This window comes from Arsukibacterium sp. (assembly GCF_033721375.1).
GTDB lineage: Bacteria > Pseudomonadota > Gammaproteobacteria > Enterobacterales > Alteromonadaceae > Alishewanella.
Genome location: NZ_JAWWAP010000016.1, coordinates 1 through 17,032, shown reverse-complemented (window position 1 = coordinate 17,032; position 17,032 = coordinate 1). Strand labels below are relative to the sequence as shown.

Below are 17,032 nucleotides of genomic sequence, written 5' to 3'. Positions count from 1 at the left end.
TGCACAGTACTAGTATAAGTGGTGCCATTGATCACCATCGTCACGACATCGCCCGGAGCGATATCACCGCCTGTGGCTGAGCCTGTCACGGCAATGGTGCCGGCCGCTTCTGCGGCATTGACCACATCATCCGCAGTAATATTATTTACCGTCACGGTACCGGCATCGGCAGTTAAATCAACGGTATGAGACGAGGTGGCGCTGCTTTCAACCGTATTGCCGGCCGCATCAGATGAGGTAACCACTACATCAAATTCGGTATCAGCCGCTAAATCACTACCTACCACATCGACACTCCAAGTGCCATCGGCTTGCACGGTGGTGGTGTAGGTGGTGCCATTAATTACCATCGTCACCACATCACCCGGCGCGATATCACCGCCGGTAGCGCTACCGCTAATCGTAATTGTTGCGGCCGTCTCTGCAGCATTAATAATGTCGTCAGCGGTTATATTATCAATCTGAATAACTGCTGGTTGCAGCGCAGGCGCATCGTCAGCGGGCACAACCGCTGCAGCTATCGGTGTGTCAACAACCGGGTCAACTGCGGTAAATGTCCCCGGAGTTAACAGCGTAGGATCATTAGATTCAACAATCCGGGTTAGTCTGACAAAGCTATTCCCATTGTTTTCAGCAGATCCGGCACCACCAGCGGCAGTAGCCTCTAACTGTTCAAGTAAATCGCCTTCTTCATCTAATACAGCCAAAATGCCTTCAGCAGTATTAATATCAACAACCGAATCTTCTGCCGTAATGTCGGTTTGCAACCAGCTGTCAGAGATAACAACGGTTTGGTCTTCAGCAATAACCACAGTTTCATTCAAATATGCCAAAACAACCGAGCCGTTCTCTGCAGTAATAAGTGTATCACCAGGCATTAGCATATCGCCTTGCTGAAGTATTCTTACATCACCATCAGCAGACTTTACTTCGACAATGCCTTCAACAACTTGAGCAACGATTTTTGACATAATAAATAACATCCATAATTTAACCACTATAACGTCTATTTTAAGGTAACAGAGGTAGCAAAACTATTGGACCTGGGTACAGTTTATTGAGTTAAAGAAAAAGCAGACTTACTAACAGTTGTAGCCAACAAAGTGGGCAATGGGATATAATTTAAACAATTTAGTAGTTTGTTATTTAAAGGACGCGAATAGAGTGAAAGCTGTACTTACCTGGAAGGGATTTCAATTTGTTATTTTTCTGACACTAACCACCTTTACGATACCTGGCTTCGCTGCCACTTCCGTTCAGGAAGCAGCAAAAACGGCTATTGAGCAAAATCCTGATGTGTTGGCTAAATGGCATGAGTTTCTGGCGGCGGGTGAAAATGTTAATGCTGCCCGTGCCGGTTACAAACCTACTCTTGATGGCACCGTAGGTTACCAATACCAAAAGCAAAATTATGGTTTTGTCAGAGAATATGACGGTGCCTATGCCCGGCTTTCACTGACACAGATGCTGTACGACGGCGGTCGCACCCGCTCAGAAGTAAACCGTTTTTCTAACTTTCAGTTAGTCGCCTATTTTAATCTGCTGGAAACGGCTGAGAACGTCGCTTTAGAAGCCTACAGAGCTTATCAGGACGTATTGGCGCAGCGCAAACTGGTTGCCCTGGCTCAGGATAATTTAAATAAGCATTTTGAAGTATATCGCCAAATTGAAAGCAGCGCTAAAGCCGGTGTCGCTAAACTCGCTGATTTAGAACAAATAAGTGGCCGTGTATCGCTGGCACAAAGCAATGTTATTACCGAAACCTCTAACCTGCATGATGTCACAACCCGTTACTTAAGAGTGGTTGGCGAACTACCGTCAGACCTAATGAGCGACATTGTTATAGCTGATGTTCTGCCAGATTCAATAAGCCAGACACTGCGCCAGGCTTACCAGGGAAGTCCTGCCTACCACGCAGCACTGAGAAATATTAAAGCAGCGGAGTTTGCAGCAAAAACGGAGAAGTCTGATTTTAAGCCTGCTGTTAATCTGGTCGGCAGTTATGGCCATCAGAACTACTCGGATATCGGGCTGCGAACCGATCAGAACGAAGCAAGAGTCGGTATTGAAATTAAGTACAACTTTTACAATGGTGGCCGTGACACTGCCACGCTAAAACGTGCTTACTCAGAAATTAACCTTGCCGAGGAATTAAGGGATCAAGCCTGCTTAAATATCCGCCAAACCATTCAGATTTCGTACAACGACAGTACTAAGTTATTTGAACAATTGCCGTTGTTAAATCAACACCGGTTGTCATCAGATAAAGTGAGAACGGCCTACAAACAACAGTTTGATATTGGCCAGCGCTCGCTGCTGGACGTACTGGATTCTGAGAACGAGTATTTCCAGGCCAGCAGAGCTTACCTTGCCGCCAGTTATAGTCTGAGTGTGGCTAAAGCCAGAACGCTTGCCGGCATGGGAACCTTACTAAACACCCTTGGTCTGGCATCTGGCACCTGGCCTTCATTAACTGAACTTGGCGCCGAAAAGCTTACCGTCGACCCGGAAACCGCATGTCCGGCGATTGACGTTTATGAAAGCCTGCAAATGAATAACGATGCTGATAACGATTCTGTGAAAGATACAGCGGATTATTGTCCCAATACCCCGGCAACCGATAAAGTGGACGCGAAAGGGTGTTCAATTCTGATGGAAAAGATGGTGAATTTCACTCTTGAAATTAAATTCGCCCATGACTCCAGCATTATTAACCAGGAAAGCTTGTCAGACATTGCCGATTTTGCTGCATTTTTACAGCGCTACCCCAATACCAATACCGAAATTAACGGCCATACTTCGGCGCAAGGTGCTGCCTGGTATAACAATGTATTATCGAAGCAGCGGGCTGACGCCGTAAAAACGGTGTTGGTAGAGCAATTTAATATTGATGAGTCGCGTATTGTTACCCAGGGTTTTGGTTCAAGCCGAAGACTGTCTGACGCCGATACCGAGGCTGCCCACAATTTAAATCGCCGGATAGAAGCGGTAGTGCGCGCCAGGGAAGAGAGCCCCGTGTTTCGCGGTGAATAATAAGCCACTGATACAGGAAGAAGCCCATTGATACCAGATAACCAGCATACCGGTGGGCCGCTTTTTGAAGCATTACTCTATATCTGCGAGTTTCACCAGCATGCGGTCAGCCCGGCGGCGTTAATTAGTGGTTTGCCACTGGCTGATAACATGCTTACTCCGGCCATGTTTAACCGGGCTGCAGAGCGCGCTAAACTCGCATCAAAAATATTGCAACGGCCATTGCAGCAACTCAACGCCGCTTTGCTGCCAGCCATCATCGCCCTGAAAGACAATAAAGCCTGTTTAGTTCATCAGATTGATCACGATAAAAAACAGGTTGTCATCAGCTACCCTGAATTGCCGCACAGTGTGGTAACCGTAAGTCTTGAACAGCTAAATACGGACTATGCGGGTACCGTATTTTATGTGCGTCCTAAAACCGATGCCGAGCAAAAAACCAACCATTTTAAGCTGCCTGCGCATTTGCATTGGTTCTGGGGGGTTATAAAGCAAAACCGTTCGTTGTATCGGGATGTCCTGCTTGCCGCTATTCTGATAAACCTGTTTGCCTTGTCGATGCCGATGTTTGTAATGAACGTATATGACAGGGTCGTACCCAACCTCGCCACTCACACTTTATGGGTATTAGCGTCAGGTATTACTCTGGTTCTGATTGCAGACTTAGTGTTAAAACTTCTCCGGCATCATTTTGTCGATTTAGCCGCCAGTAAAACTGATGTGATGATGTCCTCTGCCATTATGGACAAAGTATTGTCGATGAAGCTGAAAAACCGGCCGCAATCTACCGGGGCTTTCGCTTCTATTGTTCAGTCTTTTGAAGCAGTACGGGGTTTTATTGGCTCGTTAACCATTGTCGCGCTGGCCGATTTACCCTTCGTATTGCTGTATTGTGTTGTTATCGCCATTATCAGCCCACCATTACTTTTCCCTATTATTGCCGGGGCGTTAATTTCTCTTATTTATGCTTACTTTGCCCAGCGTAAACTTAAGTTTTTGTCGGATGAGTCTGCAAAATCCGCAGCAGAGCGTAATGCCACCTTAATTGAAGCCATTGGTTCGCTGGAAACGGCAAAATCCAGCAACGTTAAAACCAATATCCAGTACAAGTGGGAGCAGCTATCGTTAAGCTGCGCCCACAATGGTGCCAAAATGCGTTCAGTATCGGCGTCGGTCAGCAATTTCACGGCATTTATCCAGCAGTTAGTTGGCGTCGCAGTTATTATTACCGGTGTTTATCTGCTGATTGATGGCAACCTTACCCAGGGTAGTCTGATCGCGGTGTTTTTGTTGTCATCCAGGGCCTTAGCTCCCGTTAGCCAGGCCGCCGGGCTACTGGCACAATTTCACTACGCCTCATCAGCTTATGACAATCTTAACGCGTTGATGCAATATCCGTCTGAGCAGGATGCCAGCCAAAAAACCATCAGCAAGCCGTTATTGCAGGGCAAAATAGAATTTAAGCGGGTCAGCTTCAGCTACCAGGACGGCGACTTACCGTCATTAAGCAATGTCAGCTTCTGCATTGAACCGGGCGAGCATGTCGCTATTCTCGGCCGCAACGGCTCCGGCAAATCAACCTTGGAAAAGTTAATTCTGGGGCTGCACGAGCCAACAGAAGGTCAGGTTCTGCTGGACGGCATCGATATCAGCCAGTTAGATATTCATCAGGTAAGAAATAACATTGGCTACGTACCACAGGATATCTCCCTGTTCAGCGGTACGCTGCGTTACAACATCGAACTGGCTGCGCCTGCGAAAAGTGCTGAACATTTTCTGAATATTTGTAATATCTCCGGGCTTAGCCAGTTCCTTAGTCAGCACCCGGCGGGCTTTGAAATGCAGGTTGGAGAAAAAGGCCAGAATCTGTCGGGAGGCCAGAAACAAATCGTGGCTATCGCCCGGGCATTGTATAACGATCCGCCCATTTTGTTACTGGACGAACCTACCGCGGCGCTGGATCACAGCAGTGAAGAAGCCTTTCGGAAACATTTAGCGGGCTATGCACAGGGAAAAACCATGTTGCTGATCACGCACCGCAGCCCGTTGCTCTCGTTAGCTAACAGAATTATTGTCATTGATAACGGCAAAATTATTGCCGACGGCCCTAAAGATACCGTAATGGAAGCGCTGCGCCAGGGCAGAATTATGGGTACCAGCACATGAGCAAACCCGTAGCAAAATATTCAAAAGACTGGGTGACCGAGGCGGAATGGGCGCGGATTGCCCAGTCTCCTTTATCAGCACGGCGGCTGCTATACGCCATAGCACTGGCGGTTGTGCTGTTATTAGTCTGGGCAGGCCTGGCACCGCTGGATGAAATAGCCAGAGGCGATGGTAAGGTGGTTACCTCGCAGCAATTACAAACTATCCAGTCACTGGATGGCGGTCTGGTTACTGAAATTATGGTGCGGGAAGGGCAGGTGGTCGAGACGGGTCAGGTTTTGCTGACAGTCGACTCCACGCGCTCTGCCTCTAATCTGGCCGAGAATAAAGCGCAGTTTTATGCGCTGGAGGCCGAGGTGGCCAGGCTTATTGCGCTGACCAACGAAACTGAACCCCAGTTTCCGGAACATCTGCAGACCCAGGCCCCCGACCGGTTGCAACATGAAATACAGCTCTACCGGAACAGCCTGGCTGAACTAAACGAGCAACTCGCCGTACAGGCAGAACAACAACAGCAACGGCAACAGGAATTACTGGAAGCCAGAGCCGCGCTGTTTCAGTACAGCCAAACCTTAGATCTGACTAATCAGGAGCTGACAGTCACCAAGCCACTTCTCGCCTCTGGTGCGGTGTCAGATATTGATATTTTGCGGTTAGAGCGTGATGTCGCCAGAGCGCGCGGCGAAACAAAACGGGCTGAAGCCAATGTGGCCAGAGCAGAGTCTGCTTTGCAGGAGGCCCGGAATAAACTGAAAGAAATTAAGCTAATGGTGCTTAATCGTTGGCGTAATCAGTTGTCTGAATCCCGTGCCAGACTGGCCGCCTTAGCCGAGCTGCAAACTGGCCTGGTTGATATGGTGCAGCAGGCTGAGGTGAAGTCGCCAATGCGCGGTACCATCCAGCGGCTGCATATTAATACAGTTGGCGGCGTATTAACCCCGGGCCGGGATATTCTGGATATTGTGCCGCTGAACGACACCTTGCTGATTGAAGCCAGAATATCGCCACGGGACATTGCGTTTATTCAGCTGGGACAACAGGCCACCATCAGAATAAGTGCCTATGACTTTGCTATTTTTGGTGGCTTGCAAGCTACTGTCAGCCATATCAGTGCCGACACGGTCACCGATGAGAAAGACAATACCTATTATGTCGTCAGGTTAAGTACGGCCAGCCAGAGATTGGATGACAGATTAACTATTTTGCCAGGCATGACGGTACAGGTAGATATTGTTACCGGCAAGCGCACGGTATTGTCATATTTACTTAAACCATTGCTCAGAGCGAAAAGCAACGCGATGACAGAGAGGTAGCGGACAGATGGCAAAAGTAGTCATTTATACTGCGCCGGGTTTTAAAGCGTCCAGCTGGCATTCAGCGTTCAGTGAACCCATCATTTATACCTATCCTGTTGCGGTTACAAACACCTTGCAGGCCGGTGGCGTGGTGTTAATCCACAGTGCCAGAAGCGACTGGCAAGCCCTGGTGCAACAGCTTAGTGCCAGCCAGCTTATCATTGTGATTAGCCAGCAGCTGAGTATTGCAGAATTACAACTTGCGCTAACGTTGGGCGGCAAAGGCTATATAGATGCTGGCAGCAGCAGTGGTAATTTCACGCAGGCCGCTAACACGGTAAGCAGCGGTGCGTTATGGATCCCGGCCACCCTGCTTAATCAGCTAAACCAGTTTTTAGCAAAGGCTATTCCAGCGCAACACAGTTGGCCGTCGTTTGAAAGCCGGCTGTCTAAAAGAGAGTATGAAGTGGCAAGCCTTGCCCGGCAGGGGCTTAGTAACAAAAGTATCGCTGAACACTTATTTATTACCGAAAGAACAGTTAAGCAGCACCTTACAGCAACCTTTGCTAAGCTGGGTATTAAAGACAGACTACAACTGATAATGCTTCTTTAGAGGAAGGCTCTGATGTACGTTAAACGCGCCAGTGATAATGAAATAGTGGCATTGAGCACAGAGCAGTCTGCTGAGTATCCGGAGTTTGTCTCAAACAATGATCCGGGGTTACTGCGTTTTATGCAGAAAAATATTCCAGCCTACGAACTGGCTAATATAGAGTTGAGCCATAGCAAAAAGCTGCAACATTCTGATGCAGAATTAGCCCGGGTGCTGGAAGATTTAGTCGAGCTGCTTACCGCCAATGGCACGATAAAGTTTACCGAATTACCAATGGCGGCGCAGGTAAAGTTGTTAAACAGAAAAACCTTACGCCATGACATGAAAACCCTAGACTTGCTTGATGAAGAAGCCGACGACAGCATTATGCCCTGAACCGGTGTCAGGCAATGCCGGGGCCGGTCAGGCCATCAAACCCCAGCTGGTGCAAGCCTTTAATGTCGTCCGGCGAAACCACACCCTCTGCTATAACCGTTAAACTTAAGGTATGTGCCAGCTTTATTAAGCCGGCTAATACCTTAGCAGCCTCAGGGGTTTTGTAACGCAGCACAATAGCCGAATCAATTTTTAGGTAATCAATACCTAACTTTTCTAAATCCTGAATATCGTTAATGGCATAACCACATTTTTGCAGGCCAACACTGATCCCCAGTGCCTTTAACGCCGGGGCAAAACTGATAAACAACAGCTGATGTTTAATCACAAGTCGCTCGTCAAACTCCAGAGACAAGCGTTGGCACACAGCTGTTGGCACCGTTTGCAATAAAGTCAGCAGTTGATAATGCACCGCCACCGTAGTCAGGGTTTGCTCAGATATATTGATAGCCAGCTGCAGGCTTTCTTCCGCAGCAAGTTGGCTAAGGGCACGATTAATCATCGCGATGTCCAGCTGGCTGGTAAACTGGTAGCGTCTGGCCCAACCCAAAATCTGGCCTGCCGATAACCATTCATCATTAATATTTAACCGCAGCATTGCCTCCTGATGCAGCAGTTTGCCATCACGCAGCTGCACCGGATACACCTTCGACATAATACGGTCTGAATCTACCGCCTGTCTGATCGCTTTCAGCCATGCCGTGGCATCTGCCAGGGTGTCGTAAGGCTGCGGTTGTTGTAATGTTTTACTTTGCGAAGGCGGGGCAGATTCAACTTCAACCAGCATCGCATCTAATTGTGACAACGTTTGCTGCCGACTGTTGACGGCATCCAGCGACAGCCCAACCAGTAAAACGGGCGCGGTGTTCAGGGTTTTATCCAGCAGGCAGCGGCTGTTAAGCTGGTTAACAAGCTGTTCGCACATCGCTGTAGTGGTAGTCACCTGATCAGCAATAATAAAAAAGTCGCTGCCGTTCAATCTGCTTACCAGGCGTACGCCATGATGTTGCTGGATGGCATTAACCAGTTGCTTTAACCATATATCGGTTTCGGCCCGGCCAAACTGCAGGTTAATGCCTTGCAAGTTGGTCACCCTGAGCATAAATACGCTACTAACTTCGCTGCGGTCAGTGTTGTTAAAGTAGCCTTCAAGCCAACTGGCACAATAGTCCCGGTTAAAGGCGCCGGTAACCGGATCCAGTTCATACTGGCGTTGCAGCTGGTCAAGTTGCTTTTGCTCCTGCTCAAGCATAAAGCGTACCCGGCCGGTTAAGCGGTTCATTGCGGCAACCAGCCGTTTCAGCTCAAACGTCGCCGGTTCATTACTGGTAATAAATTGCCGGTTACCCAGTGCTTCTGCATGGGTTACCACCTGGTTCAGCGGCTCGCGCACCCGGTTCAGTAAAATACTGCCTGCCAGCCCGCAGCCCATAGCAATAATCAGAAAGCCCAGCGCCAGATCTTTGGTTATTTGCCACAAGGCCACCAGGCTGTAATCGGTCTGGCTTTCCAGTTCGATGGTACCAAAGCGCTGCCAGCCATCCTGAATTTGCGCAATGCCGGGTTCAATCTCAAAATTCAACAGCCTGATAAACCACTGGGGGGCGTTAACCTGTTGGGCCGGTAAGCTGAATTCAGTCACGATATTGCCGGCAACATCCCTGAGGGCAATGCGGCGGTAATAACCTGTGTCGAACTGGGCAGACAGCATCAGTTCAATGGTGGTCAGGTCTTTTTCCATCTGGGATAACGTCAATGCCATGCCGGTCGCATTATCGATGTTTTTTACCTGCAACTGCTCAGCCAGATAATTTTTAGTCTGATAAGCACTAATAAAAAAGCTACTGCCAAAAGCCAGCAACACGATAACAATAATGGCAATCCATAATTGCTTAATCAGAGACATTACCCACCCCTTAACCCTTTTATTGCAGGCATTACAATACAATACCTTGCAGTTCTAATCGTTGTACAAGATCGCGCCATCTGGATAAACGCGCGGTAGCATTTTGTTTTGATTTCTGGTTGCCGCTGCCAGCCCATAATCCGGTCGAGTTAAAACTAAATACCGGAGTCAGATCGGGCCTGGCGGAGGCGGGCAAAATATTCTGAATTAAACTATCTAGAATAAGAGGCTCAGCGCCGGCATCAGGATAATAAGCAAGCACCATATGAGCCTGGCTTAAGCCGCTGTTTTCAGCACCTATTCGGGCCCGGACATATACCAGGCGCAGCTGTGCATCAGGTATGCCCAGGGCCCGTAAACTAACGTAGCTGGCAATGGCCCAATCTTCGCAATCACCTTGTGCTGTGGTAAACAGTTCAGCCGGACTGGCCCAGTAATCTTCCATACCGTATAACATGCTGTCTGGCACATAGCTTAACGACTGATGCAAAAACGTATTGACCGCGCTAAGCTGGTCATCTACCGGCAGGGTTGAGGCTGAAATTAACAGGGTTTGCCACTGCGCTGGCAAAGTCAGAGGCGCAGCAGCATACTGCCCGACATAACGTTCGAACAGCTTGAAATTGATCAGAAGAGCCTTTTCGACAGCATAAATTTGCTGGATAACAGCAATCAATACGATGCACCAAAAAGGCAATGCGAATTTTTTTAGCGGCCTTGACGGCATTTAGCAAAAAGCCCAGTACTCGTAGTCAACGCCCAAGATATGTTAAAACCAGCGCTATCTCAACGAATTTATTGCTGAAAAACTGTTGTTTTGTCTCTTACCCGCGCCGCTAATTTACTGGCTGTGCTATTTTTAGCAGCAATACTAACCACGATGGAGTGTCACCGATGAGAACACTGTATTTAATGCTGCTGCTCTGCCTGCTACCGGGCATGCTGTACGCTAATGAAGTTGCTGCCACCAGCGATACCGACAGTAGCGCTAAGCAGTTAACGGTAGAACGCTTATGGCAGATGCAGCGCATCGGCAGCCCGGTGGCCTCAGCCGATGGTAAATACATTGTCGCGCCGGTCACCGGCTACGATGTTAAAACCGATAAAGCCAATACCCGCCTATGGCTGTTCAGTGCCGATGGTAAGCAGCAGCGGCCGTTAACGATTGACGGCCAGCGGGCCAGTGAGCCGGTGTTTTCCCCAGATGGCAAAACCCTGGCCTTTATCAGCCAGCGTGATAAAGACGACGCCGGCCAGATATACCTGCTGGCAATGGACGTGCCGGGCGAGGCGCAGCGGTTAACCGAGGTACCAACCGGCGTATCGGGCCTGAAATGGCGTGGTAAGCATCTGTACTTTATCAGTCGGGTCTGGCCCGATAAAAACTGGCAGGAAATGAGCGCAAAGCTGAAAGCCGATAAAGATGACAAAGTGTCAGCTATGCAGTGGAATGCCTTGCCTTATGCCCACTTTGACCATTATCTGAATGAACAGCGTCAGGCGCATCTGTTCCGGATTGCCGCCACTGCTTCTGCCACAAACAGTAATGAAGTGCAGCCGCTTACTCAGCCGCTGGGTCAGCAGCTGCCGCGCGCTAATCAAAGCGCCTCCAGCTATGACGTGGACAGTAAAGAGCAATACCTGGCATTTAATGCCAATGGCTCGGATAACCAGGTTGACCCTAAAATTGATATTTTCCTAAGCCGGCTTGCTGCTGATGGTGTGGCGGCTGCTGGTGCTAAGAGCGCTGAAAATATCACCAACGATAATCAGGCGCCGGACAGTAACCCGCAATTCAGCCCCGACGGCAAAAGCCTGGCGTTCAGTCGTCAGCTCATTCATGGTTTTTATGCCGATACCGCCCGGCTGGTAGTGTACGATCTGGCGCAGCAAAGCAGCCGGGTCGTCACCAGCAGCTGGGATCGCTCTGTCAGCAGTTTTATCTGGGCGAAGGATGGCCGCGGCTTTTATGCCAGTATCGACGATGCCGCCACCCGCCGCCTGTATTTTATTGATGCGCGCAGTGGTAAGCAGCGGGCTATTACCAAAGATACCAGCTTTGGTCAGCCGGTACTGGCCGGTAACAGCCTGATCGCCAGCAACGACAGCTTTATGTACCCGGCGCGGCTGGTAAAAGTAGACCCACGCAACGGCAACACCAGCCGGCTGGATAGCTTTAACGATGATATTCTGCAAAACCTTGAGCTTGGCAGCTACGAGTCGGTCACGTATCAGGGAGCCGGCGGTCAGGATATTCAGATGTGGGTGCACTATCCGCCCGGTTTTGATAAAAGCAAAAAATACCCGCTGCTGATGCTGATTCATGGCGGGCCGCATAACGCCTTTAGCAACAGCTTCAGCTATCGCTGGAACTCACAAACGTTCGCCTCCTGGGGTTATGTTACCGCCTGGCCTAACTTTCATGGCTCCAGCGGCTTTGGTCAGGATTTTGCCGATGCCATCAACCCTGACTGGCGCACCAAGCCGCTGGCCGATATTCAGGCTGCCACCAAATGGTTTGAGCAGCAAAGCTGGATAGATACTGACAGAATGGTGGCGGGCGGCGCCAGTTACGGTGGCTATTTATCTTCTATATTGCTGGGCACCGAGCACCCCTATAAAGCGCTGCTTATTCATGCTGCGGTGTATAACATGTACTCGCAAATGGCGGCCGACTTTGCCGTGCACTCCACCCGGTTTGGTTATTACTGGCAAAAACCAGAGCTGTACACTGATATTTCGCCGCATTATTTTGCGGCTAACTTTAATACCCCCACCCTGGTGATCCACGGCCAGCAGGATTTACGGGTGCCGGTAGGGCAGGGCTTTGAGTTATTCCGCACCCTGCAAAGCCGCGGCGTTGAATCACGGATGATTTACTTCCCTGATGAAAACCACTGGATTTTAAAGCCGAATAATTCTATTTACTGGTATCACCAGGTACAAGACTGGTTTAAGCGCTTTGCCGAGCCGGGACCGGAGTAAGCCGGCGCTACAATAATAACGGTTAAAAAACAGAGCGCTATGCAAATGCATAGCGCTCTTATTATTTTTGGCCTGTTGGTGCTTGTGGTAACTGGGTTAATTCGTTGCGCTGGCGGGGTAACACGGCCAGCTCCAGCCCGAGTAGTTTAAAATAGCTGCGTAAACTGGCTAATCTGGGGTTACCGGTATCGTTCTCGATGTCGCTGACTACCTGACGGCTCAAGCCGGTAAGTTGACATACTTCAGTTTGCGACATCTGTAAGCCGTCAGAGCGCAGGGTGCGGCCAATTTCACCCAGGGTTTTACGGCCATAAAGCATATCATTTACCAATTCGGTTTTTAGCGCAAAACGGTCAATGGCCGGCTTTTTAGTTAGTTTCTGGCTGGTCATGTGGTTAATCCCCAGTTTTGCAGTCGTTGCTGCAGATGAGTAAAGCCCATTACCGGCATAGTTAAAATACTGGTTGGTACGCCACGTTGTTGCAACCGTTCCGGCAGAGTCTGCAAACTAGCCGCCAGCTGGCAAAGTTCATCTTTAAAGTATTGTGGGTCACCATAGCAGGCAAGACTGTCGCACAGCGCATACCATAAGATGTCGCCACAAGTATCCTGCCAGTTACCATCATTAAATGCTTGTAAGGTAAGTTGCATAAGTGTCCTTCATTCTCTACCACTGTCTAATATAGCGTACAAAATAATGAAAAGGACAACTTTTTGTCTAATATAACTAGCAATTTAATTAAAAAAACAATTTTTTGTCTGATATACAAGACATCTGCTGCCAGTTAACCAGATTTAAACCAGGCTATGTACTATATTGCCGGTATAGTGTTAGTTGGTGTGCTGCGGCCAGTTAATTTGCTGAATGTCGGCGACAAAAAACGGAAAATAATCAGCGGTGCCAAAGTGATTACCGGCTTCAACATGACTGGGCAGCCGGAAACCGGCAAAGTCACGAAAATCTGATAAATAGCCACCAAAAGGCTGCAGGGTGTAGTGCTTCTGAGGGTTGGCATTGCTCCAGCGCATAAAACTGACCAGCAGCGGCTGGCCATTTTCGGCTACCGTTAAGTCTACCGATTGTTCCAGCCCCAGACGCGTTACGGTTAGCCGGGCAGTGTTTTCGCTCAGGTGGGCCCACTTTATACCGGAGCCCGGCAACACGGCGGCCGGGGTCCAGAACACCGCCTCTGCCACATAGCGGCCAAAAGCCGAGCGGCGTTGATCCAGGCTGGCACCGTTGCGGGCCACCGGCAGCAGCTCGTGCAGCCAGAACCGGGTCCAGCTGGCGCTGTCTGAACCTGATATTCTGAGCAGGCTGCGCCTGGCCTGCATTCGCCAGATAAAACCGTCGGGTGGTGCCAGAATTTGTCTGGCCTGCATATTCAGATAGTCTGGCCGCCGGTTGTTGCCCATGCCAAACCGGCCGCTCATTGTAATATCGGCAACCGTATAAAGCGGGGTGCCGGGCGCAATGCTGAACAGGAAGTAACGTTTTGCTGCCTCCGGCAGGCCACTTAGCAATACCGGGTCAAAATGGCCGGGTTGCTGCGGTTGCTGGGCAATAAGCCGTTGCACCATTTCTTTATCTGCCTGGTAATCCAGCAGTCGCAGGCAAAGCAAGCCGGCAATAAGCAGAATTAACACCACTGCAGTGGTACTGACAATCAGCGAGATAATGTCTGGCATATACGCGTGATCCAATAAACTAAAAAGGGTTAATCAACCGCCAGTTTCTGCTGGTTGTCAGTATGAAAACCATGCGTTTCCAGCCAGTCGAACGCCTGCTGCGGCTGCATAAATCTTTGCACTTCAAACCGGTCTGGAACCTCCTTCACCATTCTGTCCAGCTGAAACTCTTTAACCGTGCTGGGCCAGTAAACATGAGCGGAATAGCACAAGCCACGAGCAATCTTCCATCGAACCAGGTCTTTTATAACAGGTTCAATGCCAGGCACCCCTAATTGCCAGTTATCTAACAGAATAACACTAGCCCAGTCTTCACCCAGCAATGGGGTAACAACCGCTTTTAACTCCCGGGCAAAATCTTCTGCATCCCGCTCGCCCCAGCTGCCTTTTACCATGGCGATTAGCACTTTGTTGTCCCGCCAGATTTTAAACTTAGGGTTATACTTCATCGCAACTGCCATTTTTGTTAAAGACTGTTATAGCTTAGCAGGGGTTGCTTCACCGGGTGCAGTTTTAACCGGTTTTAAGCGAGGCGCTGCCTGCGCTGGATCAATATTTTTATAGATTAAGCTACGTTACTAACCGGCGCGTATCAGGTCCTGACAATGGCTGCTATAACCCAGACTTGCCAGCCAGGCAAAGGCGTCCTGCTGGTTGGGGTAAACCCGCTTTTCAAAATCAGCGGTGCTGGCAATGATCATCCGGTCCAGCTGATACTGCTTTATCATACTGGGGCAATACACCTGAGCGGCGTAGCGCAGGCCATTATGCAAACACCAGCTTACTAAGTCTTTTACTGTGGGTTCAATGTCTGGCGCACCCAGTTGCCAATTCTCTAAATAAATTATATGGGCCCAGTTTTCGCCTGCCAGCGGCATAGCCAGCGCTTTAAACTGGCTGGCATAGTCTTCGGCAGTAAAGCGGCTCCAGCTACCATTGGCTTTCGCTAAAATAAGGTTGCCGTCACGCCATAAAATAAATTTAGAGTAGAGTGCCATGGGCGGTTGCCGCGATATTACAGTACGCTTAACTATAGCAGCCGCCAGCAACGTCAGCTTGATCCAGCGCAGTAAGTCCGGTCAATATTTAACCAAAGCTCCAGCTTAAACCGTGCTGGGCAAACAGGGCAGAGTCTTTATTAAACCACTGCTTAAAAGGTGACACATCAAAACCGTGTAATTGGGCTAAACAGGCATAGCGCAGCGAGGTACTGAGCAAATCGGGGTAGCGCCATATTTTGCCATAGGCCACCACGCAAAGCGTTGGCTGATCGGCCAGAATTTCAATCGCCTGCATTACCTGATGTAAGTAGCGTAGCTCGGCAGTTAGCGCTGGGCTAATAGGTGCAGGTGGTGGAGTATGGTGCATAAGCCGGCCCTTATTGTGCTAAGTATCAGGGTATCGGCAGCGGGTGGGATAGGTTTAACCTAAGCGCAGACGGCAAAACATACAACGCGCAGTTTTGTATTTTGGATGCCATTATTTTCGTTGATTATCAGCTGAACGTTAAGTCATTTAAGTATCATTTAGCCAGTGCGGCTTTTTCAAGCTCTGCCATGCTACGTTTACCCTTGCCGCTGGCAATACCTTCATCTACCAATTGCTGTAAATGTGCCACTTTGGCGGCCCGTTGCTGATCCCGGCGAATTAAATCGCGCACATAGTCGCTGGCGTTACTGTAGCGGCCAGTCTCGGCTTGTTGTTCTACCCAGATTTTCATCATATCGGGTAGTGATACGTTCATCGTTGCCATAATGTAGTGCTCTTTGTCGTTTGGCTGCTTATTATGTCGCGGTTTATATAGTTATGGCAAACTTTGTCAATTCTGTAAAATGGATAGCAGCTAAAGCCCTAAGTAACACTACTTTTTAGCTGACAGCTGCGGCTTAATCCTGGTCTGGTACAGGTGCTCCAGCGCTTCACTAATGGTCATATCGTCGTTTTCAGAAAGGTAACGCTCAACCTGCTTATGGACAAAAATCACGGCCTGCTTATGCTGCCTGGCAAAATCGGCGCATTGCTTTTTCAGTTGCTGAGTAAACTCCTTATCGGCGACCTCTTTATGAATGGCCTGAATAGCCAGTTCAAAGTTATTGTCGTTATCGGCAAAACGCTCTTTTAAGGCGTTTTTCGGGATCCGGTAGGCTTTACTGGCAAATTCCAGCGCTTCGCGAAAGGTACTGAACCGCTCGCCAAATACGTTAAAGTAAGTCGGGGCCAAATCTGCCACATTATGCTGCTGCCCGGCGGCTTCATAGGGAAACCCCGGATAAGCCAGCCGCTCAGTCGTTTCTGCGCCAAGTTTTAACCCCGCTTCAATACTGTGGCGCAGGCTAAAATCCAGTGCCGCTAACTCCGCTTCGGTCCACATTTCATAAATCGTTAGCGCTTTGGCGTATTTTTTTGCCAGTTTGTCATTGGCAAATTTGCATCGCTCCTCCAGCGTACCGGCCTTACAGGCTTTCAGGTGCTCATGGCACTCGGTACAGCACGGCACCTGTAAAAACTCACTCGGCTCGCGGGTCGCCAGATAAAACTCCAGATACCGCTGCGGTGGCGCATAGTCATGCGCGCTGGCAATACAACCGCAGTAAAAGCAGGTGTTAAAGTCATCGCGGTAGGTGGGTACCAGCAGGTGGTAATCTGTAGCGGCGGTCATGGTGCCTTCTGGAGTCTGAGGTGATAAGCAAAACGTGTTAGTATACCTGTCTCACTCAAAGTTGCAGTGGTATTGGTTTGTACTCTCAATTGTGAAGATAAATTTGCTTACCAGCCCATAAATCGGGTGAGCGGGTAAATTAAATAACGGTTACTAAATGATCCCAATGACTGCTATGAGCGCAGGCTGTGTAAAAACTCATATTTTCCGCTCTTTCATCGGCATCTCTGGCATACACTGTTAGTGTCTAGCTGACGTTAACCGTATATGCTGTAATTCTCATTCAGGCGGTTCGGGAGCTTTCCTAGCGG

At 49.2% G+C, this 17,032-nt stretch carries 17 protein-coding genes; 6 read left to right on the top strand and 11 right to left on the bottom strand.

Features of this window, described 5'->3' with window-relative positions; all coding sequences use genetic code 11:
* The coding region (locus tag R3187_RS18565; RefSeq protein WP_318968537.1) for a retention module-containing protein at positions 1-971 on the bottom strand (971 nt) is incomplete at its 3' end.
* A 193-nt stretch (positions 972-1,164) separates the two neighbouring features.
* Here R3187_RS18565 and R3187_RS18560 point away from each other — a divergent pair.
* The 5 genes from R3187_RS18560 to R3187_RS18540 are packed head-to-tail and all read left to right on the top strand — an operon-like array spanning position 1,165 to position 7,482.
* Entirely contained in the window at positions 1,165-3,033 is a 1,869-nt protein-coding gene (locus R3187_RS18560) for a TolC family outer membrane protein (RefSeq protein ID WP_318968536.1), read from the top strand.
* 27 nt (positions 3,034-3,060) lie between these two features.
* A complete protein-coding gene (locus R3187_RS18555; RefSeq protein WP_318968535.1) occupies positions 3,061-5,199 on the top strand; it encodes a type I secretion system permease/ATPase in 2,139 nt (712 codons plus the stop codon).
* The gene (locus tag R3187_RS18550; protein ID WP_318968534.1) at positions 5,196-6,512 is read left to right on the top strand and encodes an HlyD family type I secretion periplasmic adaptor subunit; all 1,317 of its coding nucleotides are present in this window, start codon (positions 5,196-5,198) and stop codon (positions 6,510-6,512) included. Before R3187_RS18555 ends, R3187_RS18550 begins: the two co-directional genes overlap by 4 nt.
* A gap of 7 nt (positions 6,513-6,519) precedes the next feature.
* Positions 6,520-7,107, top strand: coding sequence for a response regulator transcription factor (locus R3187_RS18545; RefSeq protein WP_318968533.1), 588 nt, complete (start codon positions 6,520-6,522; stop codon positions 7,105-7,107).
* A gap of 12 nt (positions 7,108-7,119) precedes the next feature.
* Positions 7,120-7,482, top strand: a complete 363-nt coding sequence (locus tag R3187_RS18540; RefSeq protein ID WP_318968532.1) for a tryptophan synthase subunit beta like protein — start codon at positions 7,120-7,122, stop codon at positions 7,480-7,482.
* A gap of 7 nt (positions 7,483-7,489) precedes the next feature.
* Here the strand turns inward: R3187_RS18540 and R3187_RS18535 are convergent, their stop codons facing one another.
* Positions 7,490-9,388, bottom strand: coding sequence for a LapD/MoxY N-terminal periplasmic domain-containing protein (locus R3187_RS18535; RefSeq protein ID WP_318968531.1), 1,899 nt, complete (start codon positions 9,386-9,388; stop codon positions 7,490-7,492).
* 31 nt (positions 9,389-9,419) lie between these two features.
* On the bottom strand, positions 9,420-10,064 hold the full coding sequence (locus tag R3187_RS18530) for a transglutaminase-like cysteine peptidase (RefSeq protein ID WP_318968530.1): 645 nt from the start codon (positions 10,062-10,064) through the stop codon (positions 9,420-9,422).
* A gap of 218 nt (positions 10,065-10,282) precedes the next feature.
* On the opposite strand from R3187_RS18530, the gene R3187_RS18525 reads away from it, so the two are divergent.
* Positions 10,283-12,373, top strand: a complete 2,091-nt coding sequence (locus tag R3187_RS18525; RefSeq protein ID WP_318968529.1) for a S9 family peptidase — start codon at positions 10,283-10,285, stop codon at positions 12,371-12,373.
* A 61-nt stretch (positions 12,374-12,434) separates the two neighbouring features.
* Here R3187_RS18525 and R3187_RS18520 read toward each other — a convergent pair whose 3' ends face one another.
* The 8 genes from R3187_RS18520 to R3187_RS18485 form a co-directional block, all read right to left on the bottom strand.
* Complete coding sequence (locus R3187_RS18520; protein ID WP_318968528.1) at positions 12,435-12,764, bottom strand: helix-turn-helix transcriptional regulator; 330 nt, start codon at positions 12,762-12,764, stop codon at positions 12,435-12,437.
* Positions 12,761-13,024, bottom strand: a complete 264-nt coding sequence (locus R3187_RS18515) for a hypothetical protein (RefSeq protein WP_318968527.1) — start codon at positions 13,022-13,024, stop codon at positions 12,761-12,763. Before R3187_RS18515 ends, R3187_RS18520 begins: the two co-directional genes overlap by 4 nt.
* Before the next feature lie 180 nt (positions 13,025-13,204).
* Positions 13,205-14,062, bottom strand: coding sequence for a DUF6544 family protein (locus R3187_RS18510; protein WP_318968526.1), 858 nt, complete (start codon positions 14,060-14,062; stop codon positions 13,205-13,207).
* 29 nt (positions 14,063-14,091) lie between these two features.
* Positions 14,092-14,511, bottom strand: a complete 420-nt coding sequence (locus tag R3187_RS18505; protein WP_318968525.1) for a hypothetical protein — start codon at positions 14,509-14,511, stop codon at positions 14,092-14,094.
* Between the two features lie 129 nt (positions 14,512-14,640).
* Positions 14,641-15,060: a hypothetical protein gene (locus R3187_RS18500; RefSeq protein WP_318968524.1), complete on the bottom strand. Its 420-nt coding sequence runs from the start codon at positions 15,058-15,060 to the stop codon at positions 14,641-14,643.
* Positions 15,061-15,148: 88 nt separating this feature from the next.
* Complete coding sequence (locus tag R3187_RS18495) at positions 15,149-15,430, bottom strand: hypothetical protein (protein ID WP_318968523.1); 282 nt, start codon at positions 15,428-15,430, stop codon at positions 15,149-15,151.
* A 154-nt stretch (positions 15,431-15,584) separates the two neighbouring features.
* Complete coding sequence (locus R3187_RS18490; RefSeq protein ID WP_318968522.1) at positions 15,585-15,815, bottom strand: type II toxin-antitoxin system ParD family antitoxin; 231 nt, start codon at positions 15,813-15,815, stop codon at positions 15,585-15,587.
* Positions 15,816-15,923: 108 nt separating this feature from the next.
* Positions 15,924-16,721 carry a hypothetical protein gene (locus R3187_RS18485; protein WP_318968521.1) on the bottom strand — a complete coding sequence of 266 codons (798 nt, stop codon included), beginning with the start codon at positions 16,719-16,721 and terminating at the stop codon, positions 15,924-15,926.
* Positions 16,722-17,032 lie beyond the last annotated feature (311 nt).

Bases quoted from the DNA above. Each gene is read 5' to 3' on its own strand.
- R3187_RS18550 (WP_318968534.1), top strand. From the start codon at position 5,196: ATGAGCAAACCCGTAGCAAAATATTCAAAAGACTGGGTGACCGAGGCG.
- R3187_RS18545 (WP_318968533.1), top strand. From the start codon at position 6,520: ATGGCAAAAGTAGTCATTTATACTGCGCCGGGTTTTAAAGCGTCCAGC.
- R3187_RS18540 (WP_318968532.1), top strand. From the start codon at position 7,120: ATGTACGTTAAACGCGCCAGTGATAATGAAATAGTGGCATTGAGCACA.
- R3187_RS18535 (WP_318968531.1), bottom strand. From the start codon at position 9,388: ATGTCTCTGATTAAGCAATTATGGATTGCCATTATTGTTATCGTGTTG.
- R3187_RS18525 (WP_318968529.1), top strand. From the start codon at position 10,283: ATGAGAACACTGTATTTAATGCTGCTGCTCTGCCTGCTACCGGGCATG.
- R3187_RS18520 (WP_318968528.1), bottom strand. From the start codon at position 12,764: ATGACCAGCCAGAAACTAACTAAAAAGCCGGCCATTGACCGTTTTGCG.
- R3187_RS18515 (WP_318968527.1), bottom strand. From the start codon at position 13,024: ATGCAACTTACCTTACAAGCATTTAATGATGGTAACTGGCAGGATACT.
- R3187_RS18510 (WP_318968526.1), bottom strand. From the start codon at position 14,062: ATGCCAGACATTATCTCGCTGATTGTCAGTACCACTGCAGTGGTGTTA.
- R3187_RS18505 (WP_318968525.1), bottom strand. From the start codon at position 14,511: ATGAAGTATAACCCTAAGTTTAAAATCTGGCGGGACAACAAAGTGCTA.
- R3187_RS18500 (WP_318968524.1), bottom strand. From the start codon at position 15,060: ATGGCACTCTACTCTAAATTTATTTTATGGCGTGACGGCAACCTTATT.
- R3187_RS18495 (WP_318968523.1), bottom strand. From the start codon at position 15,430: ATGCACCATACTCCACCACCTGCACCTATTAGCCCAGCGCTAACTGCC.
- R3187_RS18490 (WP_318968522.1), bottom strand. From the start codon at position 15,815: ATGGCAACGATGAACGTATCACTACCCGATATGATGAAAATCTGGGTA.
- R3187_RS18485 (WP_318968521.1), bottom strand. From the start codon at position 16,721: ATGACCGCCGCTACAGATTACCACCTGCTGGTACCCACCTACCGCGAT.